21 protein-coding genes are annotated in these 21,240 nt (G+C 70.8%); 7 read left to right on the top strand and 14 right to left on the bottom strand.

The genetic code is table 11. The annotated features are described in order from the left end of the window. Positions 1–61: 61 nt before the first annotated feature. On the bottom strand, positions 62–868 hold the full coding sequence (locus tag FLV34_RS08620) for an alpha/beta fold hydrolase (protein ID WP_142645766.1): 807 nt from the start codon (positions 866–868) through the stop codon (positions 62–64). Positions 869–879: 11 nt separating this feature from the next. Continuing rightward, positions 880–2,343, bottom strand: coding sequence for an MFS transporter (locus FLV34_RS08625; protein WP_222709449.1), 1,464 nt, complete (start codon positions 2,341–2,343; stop codon positions 880–882). A 123-nt stretch (positions 2,344–2,466) separates the two neighbouring features. On the opposite strand from FLV34_RS08625, the gene FLV34_RS08630 reads away from it, so the two are divergent. Beyond that, positions 2,467–2,934, top strand: a complete 468-nt coding sequence (locus FLV34_RS08630; RefSeq protein ID WP_240971011.1) for a MarR family winged helix-turn-helix transcriptional regulator — start codon at positions 2,467–2,469, stop codon at positions 2,932–2,934. A 28-nt stretch (positions 2,935–2,962) separates the two neighbouring features. Then, positions 2,963–3,589: an NADPH-dependent F420 reductase gene (locus tag FLV34_RS08635; protein WP_142645764.1), complete on the top strand. Its 627-nt coding sequence runs from the start codon at positions 2,963–2,965 to the stop codon at positions 3,587–3,589. Between the two features lie 79 nt (positions 3,590–3,668). On the opposite strand, the gene FLV34_RS08640 is transcribed toward FLV34_RS08635, so the two are convergent. Further along, positions 3,669–4,766 carry a Gfo/Idh/MocA family protein gene (locus FLV34_RS08640; RefSeq protein ID WP_147942819.1) on the bottom strand — a complete coding sequence of 366 codons (1,098 nt, stop codon included), beginning with the start codon at positions 4,764–4,766 and terminating at the stop codon, positions 3,669–3,671. Between the two features lie 91 nt (positions 4,767–4,857). Between FLV34_RS08640 and FLV34_RS08645 the strand changes: the two genes are divergently transcribed. Further along, complete coding sequence (locus FLV34_RS08645; RefSeq protein WP_142645762.1) at positions 4,858–5,493, top strand: TetR/AcrR family transcriptional regulator; 636 nt, start codon at positions 4,858–4,860, stop codon at positions 5,491–5,493. 170 nt (positions 5,494–5,663) lie between these two features. Here the strand turns inward: FLV34_RS08645 and FLV34_RS08650 are convergent, their stop codons facing one another. Then, complete coding sequence (locus FLV34_RS08650; protein ID WP_168065677.1) at positions 5,664–6,098, bottom strand: YbjN domain-containing protein; 435 nt, start codon at positions 6,096–6,098, stop codon at positions 5,664–5,666. Between the two features lie 119 nt (positions 6,099–6,217). Then, positions 6,218–6,784 (bottom strand): TetR/AcrR family transcriptional regulator, encoded by a 567-nt coding sequence (locus tag FLV34_RS08655; protein WP_142645760.1) that lies wholly within the window; start codon positions 6,782–6,784, stop codon positions 6,218–6,220. A gap of 72 nt (positions 6,785–6,856) precedes the next feature. Here FLV34_RS08655 and FLV34_RS08660 point away from each other — a divergent pair, with 72 nt between their 5' ends. Beyond that, positions 6,857–7,579, top strand: coding sequence for an SDR family oxidoreductase (locus FLV34_RS08660; RefSeq protein ID WP_142645759.1), 723 nt, complete (start codon positions 6,857–6,859; stop codon positions 7,577–7,579). Positions 7,580–7,823: 244 nt separating this feature from the next. Here the strand turns inward: FLV34_RS08660 and FLV34_RS08665 are convergent, their stop codons facing one another. The 8 genes from FLV34_RS08665 to FLV34_RS08700 form a co-directional block, all read right to left on the bottom strand. Next, on the bottom strand, positions 7,824–8,459 hold the full coding sequence (locus FLV34_RS08665; protein ID WP_142645758.1) for a pyridoxamine 5'-phosphate oxidase family protein: 636 nt from the start codon (positions 8,457–8,459) through the stop codon (positions 7,824–7,826). 113 nt (positions 8,460–8,572) lie between these two features. Next, entirely contained in the window at positions 8,573–8,758 is a 186-nt protein-coding gene (locus tag FLV34_RS08670; protein ID WP_147942820.1) for a hypothetical protein, read from the bottom strand. Positions 8,759–9,031: 273 nt separating this feature from the next. After that, positions 9,032–9,481: a carboxymuconolactone decarboxylase family protein gene (locus FLV34_RS08675; RefSeq protein WP_147942821.1), complete on the bottom strand. Its 450-nt coding sequence runs from the start codon at positions 9,479–9,481 to the stop codon at positions 9,032–9,034. A gap of 2 nt (positions 9,482–9,483) precedes the next feature. Continuing rightward, positions 9,484–10,395, bottom strand: a complete 912-nt coding sequence (gene sigJ / locus FLV34_RS08680) for an RNA polymerase sigma factor SigJ (RefSeq protein ID WP_260617127.1) — start codon at positions 10,393–10,395, stop codon at positions 9,484–9,486. Positions 10,396–10,446: 51 nt separating this feature from the next. After that, positions 10,447–11,448, bottom strand: a complete 1,002-nt coding sequence (locus FLV34_RS08685; RefSeq protein ID WP_147942822.1) for a LacI family DNA-binding transcriptional regulator — start codon at positions 11,446–11,448, stop codon at positions 10,447–10,449. A 44-nt stretch (positions 11,449–11,492) separates the two neighbouring features. Then, complete coding sequence (locus tag FLV34_RS08690; protein WP_147942823.1) at positions 11,493–12,374, bottom strand: carbohydrate ABC transporter permease; 882 nt, start codon at positions 12,372–12,374, stop codon at positions 11,493–11,495. After that, a complete protein-coding gene (locus FLV34_RS08695; protein WP_142645874.1) occupies positions 12,374–13,270 on the bottom strand; it encodes a carbohydrate ABC transporter permease in 897 nt (298 codons plus the stop codon). Before FLV34_RS08695 ends, FLV34_RS08690 begins: the two co-directional genes overlap by 1 nt. A 2-nt stretch (positions 13,271–13,272) precedes the next feature. Next, complete coding sequence (locus FLV34_RS08700; RefSeq protein WP_147942824.1) at positions 13,273–14,589, bottom strand: ABC transporter substrate-binding protein; 1,317 nt, start codon at positions 14,587–14,589, stop codon at positions 13,273–13,275. Between the two features lie 205 nt (positions 14,590–14,794). Between FLV34_RS08700 and FLV34_RS08705 the strand changes: the two genes are divergently transcribed. Further along, positions 14,795–16,792 carry a beta-galactosidase gene (locus FLV34_RS08705; RefSeq protein WP_261985708.1) on the top strand — a complete coding sequence of 666 codons (1,998 nt, stop codon included), beginning with the start codon at positions 14,795–14,797 and terminating at the stop codon, positions 16,790–16,792. 384 nt (positions 16,793–17,176) lie between these two features. Here FLV34_RS08705 and FLV34_RS08710 read toward each other — a convergent pair whose 3' ends face one another. Next, positions 17,177–17,413, bottom strand: coding sequence for a hypothetical protein (locus FLV34_RS08710; protein ID WP_142645751.1), 237 nt, complete (start codon positions 17,411–17,413; stop codon positions 17,177–17,179). Positions 17,414–17,571: 158 nt separating this feature from the next. Between FLV34_RS08710 and yicI the strand changes: the two genes are divergently transcribed. After that, positions 17,572–19,854, top strand: coding sequence for an alpha-xylosidase (yicI, locus tag FLV34_RS08715; protein WP_147942825.1), 2,283 nt, complete (start codon positions 17,572–17,574; stop codon positions 19,852–19,854). Positions 19,855–19,874: 20 nt separating this feature from the next. Further along, positions 19,875–21,191, top strand: coding sequence for an extracellular solute-binding protein (locus FLV34_RS08720; RefSeq protein WP_142645749.1), 1,317 nt, complete (start codon positions 19,875–19,877; stop codon positions 21,189–21,191). The last annotated feature ends 49 nt before the right edge of the window (positions 21,192–21,240 follow it).

Here is a 21,240-nt window from a genome sequence, read left to right on the forward strand (position 1 = left end):
GGTTCGCCGTCAGGCGGGGCGCCGGAGAGATCCGGCGCCCCGTCGGCGTGTTCACGGGACCTCAGACCGCCGCGGCCATGCGGTCCAGGCGGCCGGTGATGACGGCGGTGAACGCGGCGGGGTCCTCGAACGGCAGGCCGTGGCCGCCGGGGACCGTCACGAGCTCGGCGTGGGGAATGAGCCGGGCGAGCTCGCGCTGGTGGTGCGGCGGCACGATCCGGTCGTCGGCGCTGGAGACGATCAGCGTCGGTGCGGACACGTGCGGCAGGAGCCCGGTGATGTCGACGGAGATGTCGGCCAGGGTCTGCCTCTCGAACCCGTCCTCCGCGCCGCCGAGCATCGCCGTGAACGCGGCGGCGGCCTGCTCGAAGTCCTCCGCCGACCGGGCGCGGAGCGTCTCCTCGCCCATCGCGGTGAACTGGAGCAGACGGGCCAGCAACTCGCGGTCGGTGCGCACCAGGCGGACCCACAGGTCCATCTGGAAGGCCATCCACGGGTCGGTCCTGGCCCATCCGGCGTGCGCCGTCAGCGACAGGATCTTCTCCGGCCGGGTGCCCGCCGTCGCCACTGCGACGACGGCGCCGAGCGAGTGGCCGACGAGGTGGAAGCGCTCCAGACCGGCGTGCTCGGCCGCGCCGAGCACCTGGGCGACCAGGTCCTCGACGCGGATCGGACCGCCCGCGTCCACGGTGGCGCCGGAGCCGGACAGGTCGGGGGCGACCACGGTGAAGCGGCCGGAGGCGGCGTCGATGAGCGGGCCCCAGTTGGCCTGCGCGTCGGCGCCGGTGCCGTGCACGAGGACGAGACCGGGGCCGGTGCCGGTGACGAGATAGTTGACGGTGCTCGAACCGACGGTGACGACGGGCATGGTCGTTCCTTTCACGTGGTGATCCGCGCGGGTTCGCGGACGGACATCAGGAGGCCGACGGCGAGCGCGCCGGCCAGGGACAGGAGGGTCAGCAGCCACAGGGCGGTGTGCAGGGCGTCCGCGTAGCCGGCGCTCGCCAGGCGGGCGAACTCCAGCGGTCCGGCTCCCGCCGGCACGGCCCCTGTGATGTCGCCCTGCAGCAGGCGGGAGGTCGCCCGGGCCGCGCGCGCCTCGCCGTACGGGCCGGTCAGGCTCGCCTGGGTCAGCGCGGACAGCACGGCGCCGAGCACGGCGATGGCGACGACCTCGCCGGTGATGCGGGCCGTGTTGAACAGCCCGGCCGCCATGCCGGCCCGCGCGGGCTCGACGGAGGAGACCGCCGCCCCGTCGACCACGGCAAGCGACACGCCGAAGCCGGTCCCGATCAATATCAATGGCAGGGCGAGCCGCGCCGAGCCCGACGCGGCGGGCACCGTCGCCAGCAGACCGGTCCCGGCCGCGACCAGCAGCAGCGTGGTCACCAGCAGGACGCGCTGCGACAGGCGGCGGGCCAGGGCGCCGGTGACGGGCGGCATCACCAGCGTCGGCCCGGTCAGCAGCAGCAACGTCAGACCCGCCTGCCGGGCCGAGTAGCCCGAGGTGGCCATGAGGTACGGCGGCAGCACGATCGTCAGCGCGACGAAGCCGAAGGCGAGCAGGAACGGTATGGACGCGATCGCCGCGAACCGGGGCCGGGCCAGCAGCGACAGGTCGACAAGCGGCGCGGGATGACGGCGCTCGGCCAGGGCGAAGGCCGCCGACAGGACCGCGCACGCGGCGAAGGCGGCCGGCACCGCCGGGTGCGTCCACCCGAGAGCAGGCCCCTCGATCACGCCGAAGGTGAAGGCGGTGAGCGCGAGGGTGAAGGTGACCGCGCCGCCCCAGTCCATGGGGCCGTCCGAAGCGGCGCGTGACTCCTCCAGCAGCGCGCTCAGCAGCAGCACCGGCAGCAGCGCGATCCCGGCCGCGCCGAACAGGACGCGCCAGCCGACGGCGCCGACCAGCGTTCCGGCGATCACCGGGCCGAAGGCCAGCCCCAGCCCGATCGTGGTGCCGAACCACGCGAACGCCCTGGTCCTGCCGGCGCCCGAGGGGTAGGCCTGCGCGAGCAGCGCGGTGCCGCCGGTCATGGCCGCGGCGGCGCCGGCGCCCGCGAGCGCCCTGGCCGCGATCAGTGTGCCGATGTCCGGGGCGGCCGCGGCCAGGAGCATCGCCGCCGTGAACACCCCGGCGCCGAGGGCGAACATCCTGCGCCGCCCGATCCGGTCGGCCAGCGCCCCGGTGCTCGCCATGAACGCGGCGAAGGTGAGGAAGAAGGCGTTGACCACCCACTGGGTGGCGTCCAGCCCGGCGCGCAGGCCCGCGCCGATGTCGCCGAGCGCCTCGGCGCTCCCCGTCGCGGTCACCGGGACGAGCAGCACCGCGGCGCAGACCACGGTGAGCGACGGCGCCCAACCATCAGAACCCTGATGGAGATCAGAGGATGGATGAGTAGGGGTAGGTCTGTCAAACCGGTGATAGAGTCCGCTTGTCAGAGCCCTGATGGCCCGGGGAGGGTGATGATGGGAGCCGAGGAGGCGAGGATCGCCGAGGCGATGGCGTGGCGCCCCGGCAACGCCATCAAGCGCGCAGAACAGGCGCTGATCGCGGAGAAGACCCGTGTGCTGCGGCCGTTCGGGCTGACCGTCCCGCAGTACGCCGCGATGTACGCGCTGTCGCTCGCGCCCGGCATCTCCGGGGCGAAACTGGCACGGTTCTGCTCGGTCACCCCGCAGAGCATGACGACCGTGCTCAAGACGCTGGAGTCGCGTGGGCTCGTGGAGCGGCGTCCGTCCAGCGATCACGCCCAGGTGCTCGTCACCCGGCTCACCCGGGCCGGGCAGGCGCTGCTGCGCAAGGCCGACGCGGCGGCCGTCTCCGTGGAGCGCCGGCTGGTGGAGGAGTTCACGCCCGACGAGGCCGAGCGGCTACGTGACCTGCTGGAACGGGCCGTGGTCGTCCTGGGGGAAACGCCGGCGGGGGAATGAGGCCGAAGATCGTCGCGTTGCCGCAAGCATGCTCATCGGATTCATCGGCAGTGGGAACATCGGCGGCACCCTCGCGAAGCTGGCGGTCGACGCCGGGCACTCGGTGGTGCTGAGCAACTCCCGTGGGCCGGACACGCTCGCCGAGCTCGTGGCGGAGCTGGGCCCGAACGCGCGCGCCGCCACCGCGGCCGAGGCCGCGGCGGCGGGGGACATCGTGGTCGTGACGATTCCCTTCGGCAGATACCGGGAGGTGCCGGTCGAGCCGCTGAATGGCAAGATCGTCATCGACACGAACAACTACTACTTCGAGCGGGACGGCCACTTCCCCGAGCTCGACGCGGGGGAGACCACCGACACCGAGCTGCTCGCCGCACATCTGCCGGGGTCGCGGGTCGTGAAGGCGTTCAACTCCATCCACTACGCCCACCTCGCCGAGCAGGGGCAGCCCGCGGGCACGGAGAACCGGCGGGCGCTGCCCATCGCGGGCGACGACGACGAGGCCAAGAAGACGGTCACCGAGCTGATCGACCAGTTCGGCTTCGACGTGGTCGACGCGGGCCCGCTCGCGGAGGGACGACGGTTCCAGCGGGACAAGCCCGCCTACGGCCCCCGCTTCACCGCCACGGAGCTGCGCGAGGCCCTCGCCAGGGGCTGACGGATCAGCCGGGGGCGACCGTCCGGCGGTCTCCCGCCGGACGGTGGATCGGCGGTCGCGGCCTCCGCGGAGCGGCGGATCAGGCGGGAGTCACCGTCTGGCGGGTGCCGGTCTCCGCGGAGTGGCGGACCGCGTCGAGCAGGCCGTGCAGGCGCAGGCCGTGCGCGAAGTCCGGCACCCGCTCTCCGCCCGTTCGCAGGTCGGCGGCGAGCGCGGCGTAGAGTTCGGCGACGTTGCGCGCGTCGCCCGTCACCCCCGGCACCCGGACGTACTCCTCGGGAACCGGCAGCTCCTTCCATGTGCCGCCGGCCGTCCCGTGCAGGCGCAGCTCGCTGATCTGCGCGTGCGCGCCGCGCGACACGAGGGCGAGGTCGCCCTCCGTGCCGGAGATCTCGATCCGCGCGCCCGGTTCGGTGACCTTGCCGTCGTGCAGGTGCATGGAGAGCACCGCGCCGCTCGTCATGGTGGCGGAGAGCGCGAGCTGGTTGGGGGTGTCTGCCTCGATCGTCTCGCCGCTTTCCTCGATGACGTACTGCTCGCGCTGCACGGCGAGTGTGGCCGACAGGGCGCCGACGCCGCCCAGGAGATGCTCCACGAGGTCGAGCGTGTGCCCGCCCATGACCTCGAGCAGCCCGGCCGCGTTGGCGCGACCGGCCGTGTACGCCCACGAGGACGGCAGCATGCCCCCGGCGCCCTTGCCGGTCGTCGAGTGCACGTTCACCGAGACCACCCGGCCCACGGCGCCGTCCGCGAGCAGGTCGCGGGCGTACGCGACGACCGGGGAGAACCGGCCCTGCAGCCCGAGCGCGTGCCGCACGCCGGCCGCCCGCGCCCGGTCGAGCAGGTCCCGCGCCTCGTCGGTCGTCCGGGCCAACGGCCACTCGCACAGCACGTGCGTGCCGGCGTCCACCGCGGCTTCCACGAGCTCGGCGTGGTGAGGGACCTTGACCGTGACGGCGACGAGGTCCACCTCCGGGTGCGCGGCGAGGGCGCGGGGGTCGGTGAACGCGTGAGCGGCGCCGAACCTGCGTGCGGCCTCGCGGGCGCTGTCCTCCCGGGTGGTCGACACGGCCGTGATTTCGTAATCCGGCAGCGCCCGCAGCGCCGGGACGTGCGCGCGCACCGCCCAGCCGTGCTCGGGACTGGCGCCGACGATGCCCACACGGATTCTGCTCATTGTCCGCCTCCGTTCATTAAACGGACTTGCTCCGTCCGCTTACGACGCTAGCATAACCGGACGTAGCGAGTCCGCTTGATAAAGTGCCTTCATGAGCAGTAGGGACGGGGCGGTCGGCGCTCTGCTGGCCGCCGAGCCGGGGCGGACGCCCCGGGCCGACGCGCGGCGCAACATGGAGCGGCTGGTGGAGGCCGCGCGGGCGGCGGTGGCCGAGACCGGAATCGAGGTCACCGCGCACGAGATCGCCCGCAGGGCCGGAGTGGGCATCGGCACCTTCTATCGGCGCGTCTCCTCCCGCGAGGCGCTGCTGGAGGCGGTTCTCGACGAGGTGCTCGCGGAGATGGCCGACCTGGCCGCGAACGCCGCGGCCGACCCCGATCCCTGGCACGCGTTCGAGACCTTCGCCGCCACGTACGTGCGGCTGCGCGCGGAGAGCTGCGGCATCCGCGAGGCAGTGGGCGGCGCCTGCGGGCCGAATCTCGACCCCGTTCTCGGGGAGATCCAGGAGGGCCTGCGGCTCCTGGTGGAGCGCGCGCAGAAGGCCGGGGTGATGCGGGCCGACGTGGCCTGGCAGGACGTGCCGTTCCTGCTGGCGGCCGTGGCGACCGGTCCGCGCACGCTCAGACTCCGGGCAGGGGACGAGCAGTGGGGCCGGAACCTGCGGGTCGTGCTCGACGGATTGCGTACGCCGGGGACGCAGGGGCTTCCGGGGACTCCGCCGGCCTGATCGGTCGCCGCCGACGAGCCGGTCCGGGGAGGTCCGTGCCGGTTCAGCCGGTCCTGGCCAGGCCGTGCTGGTTCGGCCGTGCTGGCCGGGTCGTGCCGGTTCGGCCGCCGCTGGTCGGTCTGCGCTGGTCGGTCTGTGCTGGTCGGTCTGTGCTGGTCGGTCTGGGCTGGTCAGTCGGCCTCGAAGGCGAGCCGGTCGGTGAGCCAGCGGTAGAACTTGATCGAAAACCTGACCCAGTGGGCCACCATCGTGGTCAGGTGCTCCCTCGTCACACCGGCCCCGACGTAGATCTGGGAGTCGCCGACGACCCGCATCAGGCCGTTGTCCTGGGTGAACGTGTACACCTTCGGCCACATCGTGTCGGCGTTCCACTCGTTGAGCGCCGTGAGCAGCATCCGCTTGTCGTCCACCGAATACTGCCTCACGTAGAGGGCCCGTACGGTGAACATGTCTCCTTCCCCGCCGAACAGGAAGTAGATCGTGAGGTGGGCGGTGGAGATCGTCAGGTCGCCCTCGGTGTCTGTGGTGTGCTCGATGTCCAGCTCGTCGAGGATCTCCTCAAGGAGGTCCCGGTCCGGCTGGACGACCGCTGGGGAAGGCGTCACCGCTCCATCCTGCCCCATGGCGCCGTCGATGAAGTGGCAGATGTGACACAGGATGCGGGGGAGAAACCCGGTGTCCGTCACGCCCGGCTTTTCCGGCACACCGCGCTTCGAAGGGCGCGTCAGCCCGGGCGCTCCTCGTCGGGTCCCGGGCTCGCGCCGATCCTGGCCACGAGCGTCGTGATGTCCTCCGCGAGGGAGGCATCGAGCGGGGCGTGCCGGTTGAGCAGCCGATACCACATCACCCCGAAGATCATGTCGATCAGGAGGTCGAGGTCGGTGCCGGGGGGTGGCGGCATCCGCTCCAGCACCGCCCGCAGGGTGGCGCGCCGCGGGCCGATCAGCCGCGCCCGCAGGCGCTCGCCCAGGGCCGGATCGCTCTGGGCCTCCGCCATGAGGCCGGCCACCACTCTGCCGACCGCGCCGTCCGCGAGCGCGAAGGTCTCGCGCAGGAACGTCTGCAGGTCGGCCTGCGACGGCGCCCGGGAGCTTTCCACAAGGTAGGTCATCGCCTCGAGCAGCAGGTCGGCCTTGGTGTCCCACCAGCGGTAGAGCGTCTGCCTGCCGGTGCCCGCCTCCTCGGCGATGCCCTTCAGTGTCACGTTCGGATAGCCGTCGCGCTCGCACAGCCGCAGCGCGGCCTCGAGTATCGCCCGGCGTGCCTGCTCGCTGCGTGGCCTCCCCACCATGCGCTCACTTTACAGGACACAGTGTCTCGCTTTATAGTTTCGAGGCATCATGTCTCGAATTTGGGAGAACCGATGAGTGAGCGCGTAGTGATCATCGGGGGCACGAGCGGCATCGGCCTGGCCACCGCCGTACGGCTGGCCGCGTCGGGCCGCGAGGTCGTCGTCACCGGCCGCACGCCCGAACGGCTGGAGCAGGCCGTCAAGGAGATCGGGGAGCGGGGCTCCGGTGCGGTGGCCGACGCCCGCGACCCGGAGGCGATGCGCGCCCTGTTCGCCGAGGTGGGCCCGGTGGACCACGTCGTCGTCAACGTGTCGGGCCGGAAGGGAGGCGGGCCGTTCCGCTCGCTCTCGCCGGACGAGCTGCGCGCCGCCCTCGACGACAAGCTGATCGCGCATGTGGTCACCGCGCAGGCCGCGCTCCCGGCGCTGCGGCGGGACGGATCGCTGACGTTCGTCGCGGCGGCCAGCGCGAACAGCGCGATGGCCGAGGTGGCCGGGCTGGCGGCGGTGAACGGCGCGATCCAGTCGATGATCCCCGGCCTGGCGGTGGAGCTCGCCCCGCTCCGGGTCAACGCGGTGTCGCCCGGTGTGATCGACACCGAGTGGTGGGACGGGCTGGGGGACGGCCGGCAGAGCACGCTCGACGCGTTCGCCGCCGCGACCACAGTCGGCAGGATCGGCGCCCCCGGCGAGGTGGCGAACGCGATCGCCTACCTGATCGACACGGGCTACGCGACGGGCACCGTGCTGACCGTCGACGGCGGCGTCCGGCTCAAGCCGGGCGTCCAGTCGTAGCGACCGCCCGGCCGGGGCCCCGGCATGGTGCCGCTGCCGGTGTGGTGAGCCGAGCCCCGGCTCGCCGCGACCCCCGTACGGCGCGGCGGTCAGCACGGCGTAGCGGTCAGTGGCCGGGATCAGCACAGCGCCGTGGCCGGTGGGGGCGCCGTGGTCGATGGGGACGGGGCGCGGGAAGTTGACGTACTGCGGTCGGCGGGGTGCTGTGGTCGGCAGGGCGCCGTGGTCAGTAGGGGTGCCGTGGTCAGTGGGGTGTGGTGCGGGCGAGGATGTGCGGCGGGACGGGATGCGCGGCCGCGTGCGGGTCGGTCACCGGGGCCTGCCACGACCGGGTGAGCGGCAGGATCCCGGCCCAGACGTCGTGCGGGTCGTCGGCGTCCTCCGGGTGGCCCTCGCGCACCTTGACCGACGCCTCGGCGAGCGGCACCGCGAGGATCGTCGTCGCGGCCAGCTCCTTGCGGTTCGGCCGCCGGGCGTAGTCCCACTGGCCGGGTGCGACGTGCTCGGTCAGGCATCGCAGGGCGGCGAGCTTCTCGTCGCCCTCCAGCACCCGCGGCACGCCGTAGATCATCGCGCTGCGGTAGTTCACGCCGTGCTCGAAGACCGACCGGGCCAGCACCAGGCCGTCGACGTGGGTGATCGTCACGCAGACCGTCGTGCCGCGGGTGAGGCTGCGGCCGGCCACCGAGCCGTGCACGTAGAGATGGCCGTCGTCGAAGCCGTACACCGTCGGCACCACCATGGGGTCGCCGTCCACGACGACGCCGAGGTGGCAGACGAACCCGGCCCGGAGCACCTCGAACAGCGCCTCCCGGTCGGTGCGGCCCTGCTCTCGCAACCGGCGGTGCCGGGTCCGCTCGGTGGCGGACAGATCGCTCATGAGGCGACATTCAACCAGCAAAGCGGTCAGCCCGCCCGGCGGGGACGCCGGGCGGGCCGATGCGTGGATCGTTGCGGAGGACGGGAAGACGTGCCCGTCAGTGCCCGCGCCGCTCAGGCGGCGGACGTCGGACCGGATGTCCTCGGGAACCGGATGACGTTTCCGCCGGTGTAGGCGCTGAAGTCGACGATCTTCCTGTCTTTTCTGTTCCGCCTGGGCCTGCGCCGCAGCGCGGTCCTGATGTCCCTCACTTTGGCGAGCGACTGGACTTCGGCGAGCGACGGCACCACCGTGACCATGTTCGTTTCCCCCCGACCGTGATGGTTCCGTGACCTTCCCGGTATAGATATCGGAGAGCCGGTAAAAGGGGCGTAAAGCCTCTCACGTCACACCGGTTTCCGGGAGCCGTTCAGTACGGAAGCGCCCGGCCGGAGGGGGTGCGCAGGTCGAGCTCGGCTGCGGGACGACGGACGCGGCGGGGCCTGCGGATCCTGATGCGTCTCATGGCCCTTCCTCCTTCCTGACGTTACGCAGACTATTCGCCCAGGCTGCCGCCGTCTTCCCCTTTTCGCTCAAAGAGAGCCGGGCACCCTGCGGCTCACGACGCAGATCCGGTTCCAGGCGTTGATCTGCGCGATGGCGACGACCAGCGCGGCCAGTTGCTCCTCGGTGTAGTGCTCGGCGGCGTCCGCCCAGATCTCGTCCGGCACGGGGTCGGGCCGGTCGGCGAGCCGGGTCGCGGCCTCGGTCAGCGCCAGAGCGGCCGGCTCGGCGTCCGTGTAGAAGGGCGCCTCCCGCCAGGCGGCGACCGACCACAGGCGCTCGTCGGCCTCCCCGGCCTTCTTGGCATCGCGGACGTGCATGTCCAGGCAGAAGGCGCAGCCGTTGATCTGGCTGGCCCTGATCTTGATGAGTTCCAGCGTGGCGGGGGGCACGTCGCACGCGTGCAGGAAACGCTCCACACCGCGCATGGCCTGGTAGGCCTCGGGAGCCAGCTCGCGGACGTTGATCCGCTCGGTCATCGTCATTTCCTCGTCTCGTCGGCCCGCATCACTCGGGCGAGTTTCTCGGGGTTCAGGACCATGTCGACGGCGGTGATCCGGCCGCCGGCGACGGTGAGGCCGATCACGGTGACCAGCCGTCCGTCCCGATAGCGCAGCAGGCCCGGCCAGCCGTTCACCACGGCGGGGACCAGCTCGAACCGGCCGAACCTCCCGATGCCGGACAGCAGCCTGGCCACCTTGGCCGCTCCGCTGACGGGCCGCCTCCCGGCGCGCACCCGGCCGCCGCCGTCGCTGCGCAACACGACGTCCGGGTCGAGCAGCGCGACCAGGGCGTCGATGTCGTCGCCGAGGCAGGCCCGGGCGAAGGCGTCGACCACCCGCCGGTGCTCGGAGGGGTCCACGTCGAACCGGGGAGCGCGCGACGCGACGTGCGCCCGGGCCCGGGCGGCGAGCTGCCGGCAGGCCGCCGGGCTGCGCCCGACCGCCTCACCCACCTCGGCGAACGTCAGGCCGAACACGTCGTGCAGCACGAACGCGGTCCGCTCGGCCGGGCTGAGCGACTCCAGCACGACGAGCATCGCCATGCTCATCGACTCGTCCAAGGTCACCCGCTCCGCAGGATCGGGCTGAGCGATAACAGGTTCGGGCAGCCACGGGCCCACGTACTCCTCCCTGCGGTGCCGCGCCGAGCGCAGCACGTCGAGAGCGAGCCGGGAGACCGTGACCACCAGCCAGCCGGTCACGTCCCTGATCTCGTCGCCGCCCGCGGCCTCGGCCGACCGCAGCCGCAGCCAGGCGTCCTGCACGACGTCTTCGGCCTCGTCGAGGCTGCCGAGCAGGCCGTACGCGACGCCGAGCAGCCGGGGCCGCATCGCCAGGAACGTCTCCTCGAACGTCGCCTGGGTCTCGGTGCCGTCGTCATGGTCGTTCACATTCTGAGGACGAGACACCCCCTCAGTGTGTGACATCCCCGGGGGCGCGGATCAGGCGGACTCCCGCACGATGAGGCGGGTGGGCAGGATCACCGGCTCCACCGGGCCGCCCCCGTCGATGAGCGCGAGCAGCAGTCGTACGGTCTCCTCCGCGACCTCGGCGAGCGGCTGGCGGATCGTGGTGAGGGGCGGGTGGGTGGTGGCGGCGACCGACGAGTCGTCGAAGCCGCCCACGGCCACGTCGTCGGGCACCCGGCGTCCGGCGGCCCGCAGCGTGGACAGCGCGCCGGCCGCCATGAGGTCGGAGGCCACGAAGACCGCGTCGAGGTCGGGGGTGCGTTCGAGCAGCCGTGCCATCGCACTCTCGCCGCTGAGCTGGGTCCAGTCGCCGTGCTCGATCAGCTTCTTGGACGCCTTCCTGCCGAGCACGTCGGCGAAGCCCTCCAAACGCTGGATGCCGCCCGGGGTGTCCATCGGGCCGGTGATCGTGGCGATCTTCCTGCGGCCCTGCTCGACCAGATAGCGGGCCATCTGCCGGGCGCCCTCGCGGTCGTCGGCCGCGGCGTAGGGGATCACGTTCTCCTTGCCGATGACGGCGCCGCAGGCGACGGCCGGGATGCGCAGCGACTCCAGCTCGTCCACGAGCGGGTCGCCCGCGTGCGTCGACATCAGCAGCACCCCGTCGGCGTGGCCGCCGCGCACGTAGTGCACCACCCGGTCACGGTCGCCGTCGTCCCCGGCCAGCATGATGACCAGGGAGACGTCGCGGTCGCCGAGCCGCCGGATCGCCGTACGGATCGTGGTGCTGTAGTTGGGGTCCTCGAAGACCTTCTCGTGCGGCTCCGACAGCACCATGACCACCGACCCGGTCCGCTGGGTGACCAGGCTGCGGGCGTTGCGGTTGACGATGTAGCCGGTCTCGGCGATGGCGCGCCGGACGGCGGCGTGGGCGGCGGGGCTCACGTAACGGTCGTCGTTGAGCACCCGCGACACGGTGCCACGGGAGACGCCCGCCGCCGCGGCCACGTCATGAATGGTCGGACGTTTCGCCATGGTCGTATTGTCCCCCCGCCGATCAGCCTGTTCCCCCGCGTCCATCAGCTTTTCACGGCCCCGCCGGACAGGTCCGTACGCCAGTAGCGCTGCATCGTGAGGAACAGCGCGATCAGCGGGATGAGCGACAGCATCGTGCCCGTGATGATCAGGTTGTAGAGCGACGGCTGGTTGGCGCCCGCGGCGAGCAGGGTGTAGAGGCCGACCGTCAGCGGGAACTTGTGGTCGTCGCCCAGCATGATGAACGGCAGCAGGAAGTTGTTCCAGATCGCGACGAACTGGAACAGGAAGATCGTCACCATGCCCGGCGTCAGCAGCGGCAGCGCCACCCGGAGCAGCAGCCGCCACTCGCCCGCGCCGTCCAGCCGCCCCGCCTCCATCAGCGAGGCGGGGATCGCCGCCTGCGCGTAGATCCTGGCCAGATAGATGCTGTAGGGGTGCAGGATCTGCGGCAGCAGCACCGACCAGTACGTGTCGGCCAGGCCGGCCTTGGAGAACAGCAGATACTGCGGGATCGCCAGCACGACCGACGGCACCAGGATGCCGCCGATGAGCAGATTGAAGATCAGATTGCGGCCGGGGAAGGAGTATTTCGCCAGCGCGAACCCCGAGATCGTGGACACCGCGGTCGACAGCACCGCGCCGCCCCCGGCGTACAGGGCGGTGTTGAGCAACCAGAGCCAGAAGACGCCGTCGCGGTAGGCGAACAGGTCGGCCAGGTTGGACAGCAGGCCGGTGCCGGGCGCGAAGGTCGAGGTGGAGAACAGCTCGGCCTTCGACTTGGTGGCCGCGACCACCACCCAGCTCACCGGGAACAGGGTGTAGATCGCACCCAGCACGAGCACCGCGGTCGGCACGATCCCCAGCGGGCGGCGCGGCGAGGGGCGGGCGTGCCCGCCTGTCCCCGGCAGTGCGGTGGCGGCCATCAGCCCTCCCCGAACGCGTGGTTCTTGACGATCCGCAGGAACCCGAACGACAGCACGAGGGAGATCGCGGCGATCACCATGGACGTCGCGGCGGCCGAGTAGAGGTCGCCGGTGACGAACGCGTCGCGGTACACCTTCATCAAGGGGCTCCAGGTCGAGCTGATCGTGTTGGTCAGCGGCCGCAGGGTGGTCGGTTCCGTGAACACCTGGACGGTCGCGATGACGGAGAACACCGTGGTCAGGATGATCGACGGCGCCAGGATCGGGATCTTGATGCGCAGGGCGATGCCCAGCTCGCTCGCGCCGTCGATCCTGGCCGCCTCGTAGTACTCCCGCGGCACGGCCCGCAGGTTCGTGTAGAGCACCAGCATGTTGAAGCCGGTGCCGCCCCAGACGGCCACGTTCGCCATCGAGAACGTCACCAGGTCGGCGCTCAGGAACGGGTGATCGCCGAACGGGCTGAGGCTGGGCAGGTAGAGGAAGCCCCACATCAGCGTCGCCGCCACACCCGGCACGGCGTACGGCAGGAAGATCGAGATCCGGGTGAGGCGGGCGAGCCGCACGTGCGCCGCGTCGAGCATCAGCGCGAACACGAGGGCGAGCCCCAGCATCAGCACGAGCACGAGGGCTCCGTACGCGAGGACGCGCAGCCATCCGGCCCACAGTTCGCCGTCGCCGACGGCGGCGGCGTAGTTGCCGAGCCCGGCGAAGATCTCCTTGCGGGCGCCCTTGCCGAGGCCCAGGCCGGAGACCTTGGTGCGCCGCAGGCTCAGATAGATCGTGTAGCCGATGGGCAGGGCCATGAAGAGCGTGAACAGCGCCATCGCCGGGGCGAGGAACAGGTAGGGCACGGCGCCCGCGCGGTGCGCGCGGGCGCTCTTGTTCCGCGACGTCATGGTCACTGGGCGAGAGTGAAGCCGGACTTCTGCATGTCGGCGATGGTGGCGTCCTGCATCGCCTGCACGGCGGCGGCGAAGTCGGACTTGGCGGCGACGGCCTTGTCGAAGGCGTCCTTGTACGCGTTGTAGGTCACGTTGACGTTCGGGCCGAACGTGAAGCCGCGGGCCGTGGCGCCGATGGAGGCGGCCTGCTGCCAGAAGTCGGGCTGGCTGGAGAAGTAGTCGGGAGCGCCGGTCATCAGCGCGGCGCCCTTGGCGGAGGCCGGATAGATCGCGCCCTCCTTGATCAGCAGCCCGAGCGCCTCCGGGTCGGTGTTGAGCCAGGTGGCGAACCGCGCGGCGGCCGCCTTGTTGGGCGACTTGGCGGCGACGGCGGTGGAGGAGCCGCCCCAGAAGCCGCTGTAGTTCTCACCCGCGTTCCACTGCGGCAGCGGGGCGATGGCCCACTTGTCCTTGCCCTTCGGCGCGTTGGCCGACAGCACGCCCGGGCCCCACACGGCCGACGGCCAGGTGAGCAGCTTGCCGTCGTTGAGCGCCTTGTTCCACTCCGGGGTGAAGTAGGGCATGCCGTCGATGACGCCCTCCTTCACCAGGCCGCCCCAGTAGGAGGCGACCTTCTTGGTGGCCTCGTCGTTCACCGCGACCTTCCAGGCGTCGCCGCTGATCGACCACCACTGCGCGCCCGCCTGCTGGGAGAGGCCGGCGAACCAGCCCGGGTCCTTGCTGGAGAAGGTGCCGAGGAAGACCTTTGGGTCCTTCTTGTGCACCGTGCGGGCGGCCTCGGCGTACTCGTCCCAGGTCTTCGGCACCGCGATGCCGTACTTCTCGAACAGGTCCTTGCGGTAGTAGAGCATCATCGGCCCGCTGTCCTGCGGCACCGCGTAGACGGCGTCGGTGCCGAGGGTCACCAGGCTCCAGATGCCGTCGCTGAACTCGCCCTTCACCTGCGTGGTCTCGGCCGTGAGGTCGGCCACGGCGTCGGCGGCGACGAAGGAGGGCAGCATCTGATATTCGGCCTGGACCAGGTCGGGCGGGTTGCCCGCCTTGGCGGCGGTGAGGAACTTGGCCGCCGCGTCGTCGCCCCCCGCCTGCTTGCTGACCTCGACCTGGATGTCGGGGTGGGCCTGGTTCCACACTGCGACGATCTTGTCCATGTTCGGGACCCAGGTCCAATAGGTCAGCTTCACCGGGCCGGCCGGCGCCGCGCTCTGGCTCGCGGCGGGGGCGGACGGCTCGTCGGAGCCGCCCGAGCAGGCCGTCGCGAGCGTGGCGGTGAGGATCGCGGCCGCCGCCACTGCTAACCGGTTCACGCGCATATGTTCCTCCAGGCGGATGGGCGGGGGACAGGAGGCTGGAATGTCTGGGAGCGTTCACAGACTGAAAGGTGCCCACTGTGCTGTCAATGGTCGTTACGTGGTTGTTAACGACCCGCCTTGATCAGGACAGATCGTTCGTACCTTCTCGGCGAGGCGGTTCTGCGCTACTGTGCACGTTCACAGAAGCAGAATCGAGGGGGAGACGTTGCCCGGATATCCCGTCCTGCCCGAGGGGCTCGCCTACGGCGGGGACTACAACCCCGAGCAGTGGCCGGAAGAGGTGTGGCAGGAGGACGTCCGCCTGATGCGCGAGGCCGGGGTCACCCTGGTCACCGTCGGCGTCTTCAACTGGGGACTGATCGAGCCGCGGGAGGGCGAATACGACTTCTCCCGGCTCGACCGGATCCTCGACCTGCTCCACTCGGCCGGGGTGTACGCCGACCTCGCCACCCCCACCTCATCGCCGCCCACGTGGTTCCGCCGCCGCTACCCCGGCAGCCGGCTCGTGGACAGGGAGGGCCATGTGCTCGGCGGTGGCTCGCGGCACAGCTTCTGCCCGAGCTCACCCGACTACGCCGCCGCGTCCGAGCGGGTCGTCGCCGCCCTGGCCGCGCGGTACGCCGGCCATCCCGCCGTGGCGATGTGGCACGTGCACAACGAATACGGCTGGGCCAACGCCCACTGCTACTGCCCGACGTCGGCCGAGGCGTTCCGCGCCTGGTTGCGTGAGAGGTACGGGGACGTGGGCGCGCTCAACGCAGCCTGGGGCACCACCTTCTGGGGGCTGATCTACGGCTCGTTCGACGAGGTCGAGCCGCCCGTCGCCGCGCCGGTGGGCCTGGTTCCCGGGCTCCAGCTCGACTTCATGCGGTTCTCGGTCGACGCCCACATCGCGTGCTTCCGCAGGGAGCGCGACACGATCCGGCGGTTCAGCGACCTGCCCGTCACGACCAACTTCATGATCCCCAACTGCAAGCCCATGGACTACTGGCGCTGGGCGGCGGAGGTCGACGTCGTGGCCAACGACCACTACCTCGACTCGGCCCGCGCCGATTCGCACATCGAGCTCGCCATGGCCGCCGACCTCACCCGGTCGGTCGCCGGGGGCCGTCCGTGGATGCTGATGGAACACTCGACGGGCGCGGTCAACTGGCAACCGCGCAACCTGGCCAAACGGCCGGGGGAGATGCGCCGCAACACCCTCGCCCACGTGGCGCGCGGCTCGGACTCGGCGATGTTCTTCCAGTGGCGCGCCTCCCGATATGGCGCGGAGAAGTTCCACTCGGCGATGGTGCCGCACGTCGGCACCGACTCCGGGATCTGGCGCGACGTGGTCGCGCTCGGCGCGGACCTGCGCGCGCTGGCGGAGGTCAGGGGCGCGCGGGTGACCGCCGAGGTCGCCGTGGTGTGGGACTGGGAGTCCTACTGGGCGCTCGAATTCGAGTGGCGGCCCTCGGCCGACCTGCGCTTCCGGGAACGGATCGAGGCCTACTACGAGGCGCTGTGGCGCGAGCACGTCACCGTCGACTTCGTGCACCCGTCGGCCGACCTGTCGCCGTACCGGCTGGTCGTCGCGCCCAGCGCCTACCTGCTCGCCGAGGCGGCGGCGAAGAACCTGCACCTCTACGTGGAGGCGGGCGGCCATCTGCTCGTGTCGTACTTCTCCGGCATCGTAGACGAGAACGACACCATCCACCCGGGGCCTTATCCCGGGGGGCTGCGCGACGTGCTCGGTGTGGCAGTCGAGGAGTTCCACCCGCTCCGCGAACACGAGACCGTCACGCTGCGCTCGCCGGGCTCGCTGGTGCCCGGGGCTACGGGCCGGATCTGGTCCGAGCGCGTACGGCTCGCGGGTGCGGGAGCCGTACGCGAGTTCGCCGACGGGCCCGACGCCGGCCATCCCGCCGTCACCCGGCACGACCTGGGAGCGGGCAGCGCCTGGTATGTGTCCACCGCGCTCGACGGGGAGTCGGGCCTGCGCGACCTCGTCGCGGAGGTGCTCGACCACGCGGGCGTGTCCCGGCCGCGCGGCCTGCCCGACACGCTGGAGCTCGTACGGAGGGGCGACCACCTGTTCCTCATCAACCACGCGGACGCGCCGGTGACGGTCGACGGGGTGACCGGTGCCGGCGTGCTCGACGGCGCCGCGTACGACGGCTCGGCGACGGTGCCGGCCGGAGGCGTCGTGGTCGTCCGCACCTGACGCCCCGGCGTCGTGCCGCACCTGACCTGCGGCACGCTGCCGGGTGACCCGGGGGAGTCCGCTGCCGTCCGCCGGGCTGTACCCCGGATGTCCGGCCACCTCCGCAAGTCAGGCGGCCCGCCAGGAACTTCGGTGTCTGACGGGGCGGTCTCAACAGGCCGGAGGACTACTCGGCGAACAGCTCGTCGGCCGTCGTGATGATGGCGACCTTGCGGGCCCAGGCGTCCAGCCGGTTCATGTCCTCACACCGCTGGACGGTTGCGGATGAGTTCGAGCGGCAGCTCGTGATCGATACCGGGCATGACGGAGACGTTACTGACTGTTGTCTGTCGATTGCCGCGTGTTCTCCAAAATGGCGGTGATTGGCGGCTTTGCTGGGCGGGGTCAGGACTCGGGAACGGCTTCCCACTCGTGGCAGGGGCTGAGCGGGTGGTGCTGGTAGATCACGCCGACGGCGGGGTGAGGCCAGCCGAGGATGACGGTCTCGCGCTCCGTGTGCGGAACCGGCTCGCCGAGGTCGGCGGCGGTGACGGGCTGGCCGCCCGGGCCGCAGACACACTCGGGGCTGCCCTCGTGGTCGATCACGTCGTCGAGCGGCATCACGTGTACGAACCTGTCCATGTCACCTACCTTGACGGGGGATTGCGGTCACATTACCCCAAACAGATACAAACAGGAATAACTTGGACAAATCCGGACTCCTGTCAACCCATTGACGTTTGTTGGGATGGACGGCAAACTAACTCCACAATCGCCGGATGAGCCGATGGAGTGCCGCAATGCCGTACCGTCCCCCATTGATCGCGCGCGAGTTCTTCGTGGCGGATCCTCCAGAGCTTCCGGTGCGCGAGCCGGGCGAGGAGGGCCTGTCCGCGCTGACCAGCGCGGAGGTGGTGGCCTCCGACGGGCAGGGCGTGACGCTCAAGGGCTCCACCACGGCCGAGGAGACGCTCGTCGTGCAGATCACGGTCGCGGGTGAGGGGGTGATCCGGGTGCGTCTGTCGGAGGATCCCGACGCGCGCACCCGGTCTGCCCGCGCGATCTCGATGGTCACCCCCGGTGAGTACGGCGGGGCCGTCGTGGAGGCGAACCACAGCCGTGTGGTGGTCGACGCCGGGTCGCTGCGGGCCGAGGTGCGGCTGAACCCCTGGAGGCTGCGCTTCACCGACCGGGCCGGCCGGACGCTGGTCGAGCAGGACCCGGGCCACCCCGACATCAGCGGCCGGCTGCGCACGCTGCCGTTCGGCCGCTCCTCCGTCGACGGCAAAACCGTCGCCTATCACGAGACGTTCGTGGCCCCGGCCGACGAGGCGTTCGGCGGTTTCGGCGAGTCGTTCACGCCGCTCGACAAGCGCGGCCAGCGCCCGCTCATGTGGAATTTCGACGCGTTCGGCGCCGAGTCGCAGCGCGCGTACAAGAACGTGCCCTTCTACCTGTCCAGCAGGGGGTACGGCATCTGCGTCGACAGCGGCACGCCGGTCGAGTTCGACGTGTGCCAGTCGACGCACAGCGCCGTGCAGATCATCGTGCCCGACGACCTCATCGACTACTACGTGATCGCGGGCCCCACCCCCGCCGAGGTCCTCGACCGCTTCGACGGGCTGACCTGCCGGCCCGAGCTGCCGCCGAAGTGGGCGTTCGGCACCTGGATCTCCTCGGGCTTCTTCCGCGACAGCCAGGAGCGCGTGCTGGAGCGGGCCAGGAAGATCAGGGAGCGGGGCATTCCATGCGACGTGCTCCACCTCGACTGCTACTGGCAGGCGGACGGGCACTGGTCGGATCTCCAGTGGGACCCCGAGACGTTCCCCGACCCGGCGGGCATGCTGGCCACGCTCAAGGAGCAGGGCTTCAAGGTCTGCCTCTGGATGAACTCCTACATCTCGCACCTCAGCCCGGCCTTCGCGGAGGCGGCGGAGAAGGGCTACTTCCTCAGGCGGCCCGATGGCGAGACGTACGTCGCCGACACCTGGCACGGCTCCTACCCCGCCTGCGGCATCGTGGACTTCACCAACCCGGAGGCGGTGGAGTGGTTCAAGGGTCTGCTGCGCGAGCGCCTGCGTGAGGGCGTGGCGGCGTTCAAGACCGACTTCGCCGAGGGGGTGCCCGCCGACGCCGTGGCCTTCAACGGCATGACCGGCACCGAGCTGCACAACGTCTACACGCTGCTGTTCAACGACATCGTCTCGGACGTGACCCGCGAGGTGAACGGGCACGGCCTGGTCTGGGCCCGTTCGTCCTACCTCGGGGGCCAGCGCCACTCGGCCCAGTGGAGCGGCGACGTCGACACCACCTACTCCGCGATGGGCAGCACGATCAGGGGCGGGCTGTCGCACGGCCTGTCCGGCATCCCCTTCTGGAGCCACGACGCGGGCGGGTTCACCGGCACGCCCAGCCCGGACCTCTACATCCGCTGGTCGCAGTTCGCCGCGCTGTCCCCGCTCGTACGGTTCCACGGCACGACCACCCGGGAGCCCTGGGAGTTTCCGCCGCACGCCGAGCAGGCCGCCATCGAGGCGCTGCGGCTGCGCTACCGGCTCATGCCGTACATCTATTCGGCGGCCGTCACCGCGGCCGAGACGGGCGCGCCGATCCTGCGCGCCCTGTGCGTCGACTATCCGGACGACCCGGTGGCCTGGCAGGCCGACCTGCAGTACCTGCTCGGCACCGACCTGCTCGTCGCCCCGATGACCTCCGCCGACGGCACCCGGAAGGTCTACCTGCCCTCGGGGGTGTGGGTGGACTACTGGACGGGGGAGACCGTCGACGGCGGGCGTTACGTCACGGTGTCGCCGCCGCTCGACCAGATCCCCCTGTTCGTACGGCACGGCTCGCTGATCCCGGTCACCGAGCCGGGCGACACGGTGGCCGACGACCCGCGGGTCTCGCTGCTCGCCTTCGGCCTGCCGGAGCGCGAGAGCCGTACGACGATCAGGGACCTGGACGGGGACACGACGGTCACGGCGGTGCGGGACGGCGACCGGCTGGTCGTCACCGCCGAGGGCCCCAAGCAGATCGACGGCGTCGAGTTCGTCGGCCCCGGCGCCCCGGTCGTCATCAACTAGAAACCCCCTGGAGAAAGACCATGTTCAGAGTAGGCAGGAGCGTGGCGGTGGCGGCGCTGGCCGCGGCCGCGCTCGCGCTCACCGCGTGCGGCGGCTCCTCTTCGGATGGTTCGGGTGGCAGCGGCGGCTCCGCCGAGGGCAGGACCCTCACCCTCTGGCACTACGAGACCGGCAACAGCGCCATGGGCACCGCCTGGGCGCAGGCGATGAAGGACTTCGAGGCCGGCCACCCCGGCGTCAAGGTGAAGTTCGAGGAGAAGGGCTTCGAGCAGATCCAGAAGACCGCGGGCATGGTCCTCAACTCGGACCAGGCCCCGGACATCATGGAATACAACAAGGGCAACGCCACCGCGGGCCTGCTGTCCAAGCAGGGCCTTCTCACCGACCTGACCGAGGAGGCGACCAAGCGCGGCTGGGACAAGCTGCTCAGCCCGTCGCTGCAGACCACCGCGAAGTACGACGACCGCGGCATCATGGGCTCGGGCAAGTGGTTCGGCGTGCCGAACTACGGCGAGTACGTGATGGTCTACTACAACAAGGACATGTTCGATAAGGCGGGCATCAAGGTGCCCACCACGTTCGACGAGTTCACCGCCGCGCTCGACGCGTTCGCGAAGAAGGGCACCACGCCGATCGCCATGGCCGGCGCCGAGTATCCGGCCCAGCAGCTGTTCTACCTGCTCGCGCTGAACAAGGCCGACCGGTCCTGGATCGACTCCTTCCAGCTCTACAAGGGCAAGGTCGACTTCCATGGGCCCCAGTTCACCTACGCCGCGCAGACCTTCTCCGACTGGGTGAACAAGGGCTACATCAGCAAGGACTCGGCCGGCATGAAGGCCGAGGACATGGGTGTGGCGTTCATCGGCGGCAAGTTCCCGATCATGGTGTCGGGCAGCTGGTGGTTCGGCCGTCTCCAGGCGGAGATCAAGGACTTCACGTGGGGCTCGTTCCTGTGGCCCGGCCAGTTCGCCCCGGGATCCAGCGGCAACCTGTGGGTCGTGCCCGAGAAGTCCGAGAACAAGGACCTCGCCTACGACTTCATCGACATCACGATGAAGAAGGAGATCCAGAACCTGCTCGGCAACTCGGGCGGCGTCCCGGTCGCGGCCGACCCGGCGGCGATCACCGACGCGCAGAACAAGGAGCTCATCGAGAACTTCAACAAGCTCTCGACGCAGGACGGCCTGGCCTTCTACCCTGACTGGCCGGCTCCCGGCTACTACGACGTGCTCGTCGCCGGCATCCAGGAACTGATCAACGGCAGCAAGAAGCCCGAGGAGGTCCTGGACGAGATCGCCCAGCCGTACGACGACAACCTGGCCGACATCGGCAACTAGTGACGGGCGGGTCCCGGTGGCCTGAGCACGGCGGGACCCGCTCTCCCCC

Origin of the sequence: Microbispora sp. CSR-4, assembly GCF_008033685.1 — a bacterium.
Taxonomy (GTDB): Bacteria; Actinomycetota; Actinomycetes; order Streptosporangiales; family Streptosporangiaceae; genus Microbispora.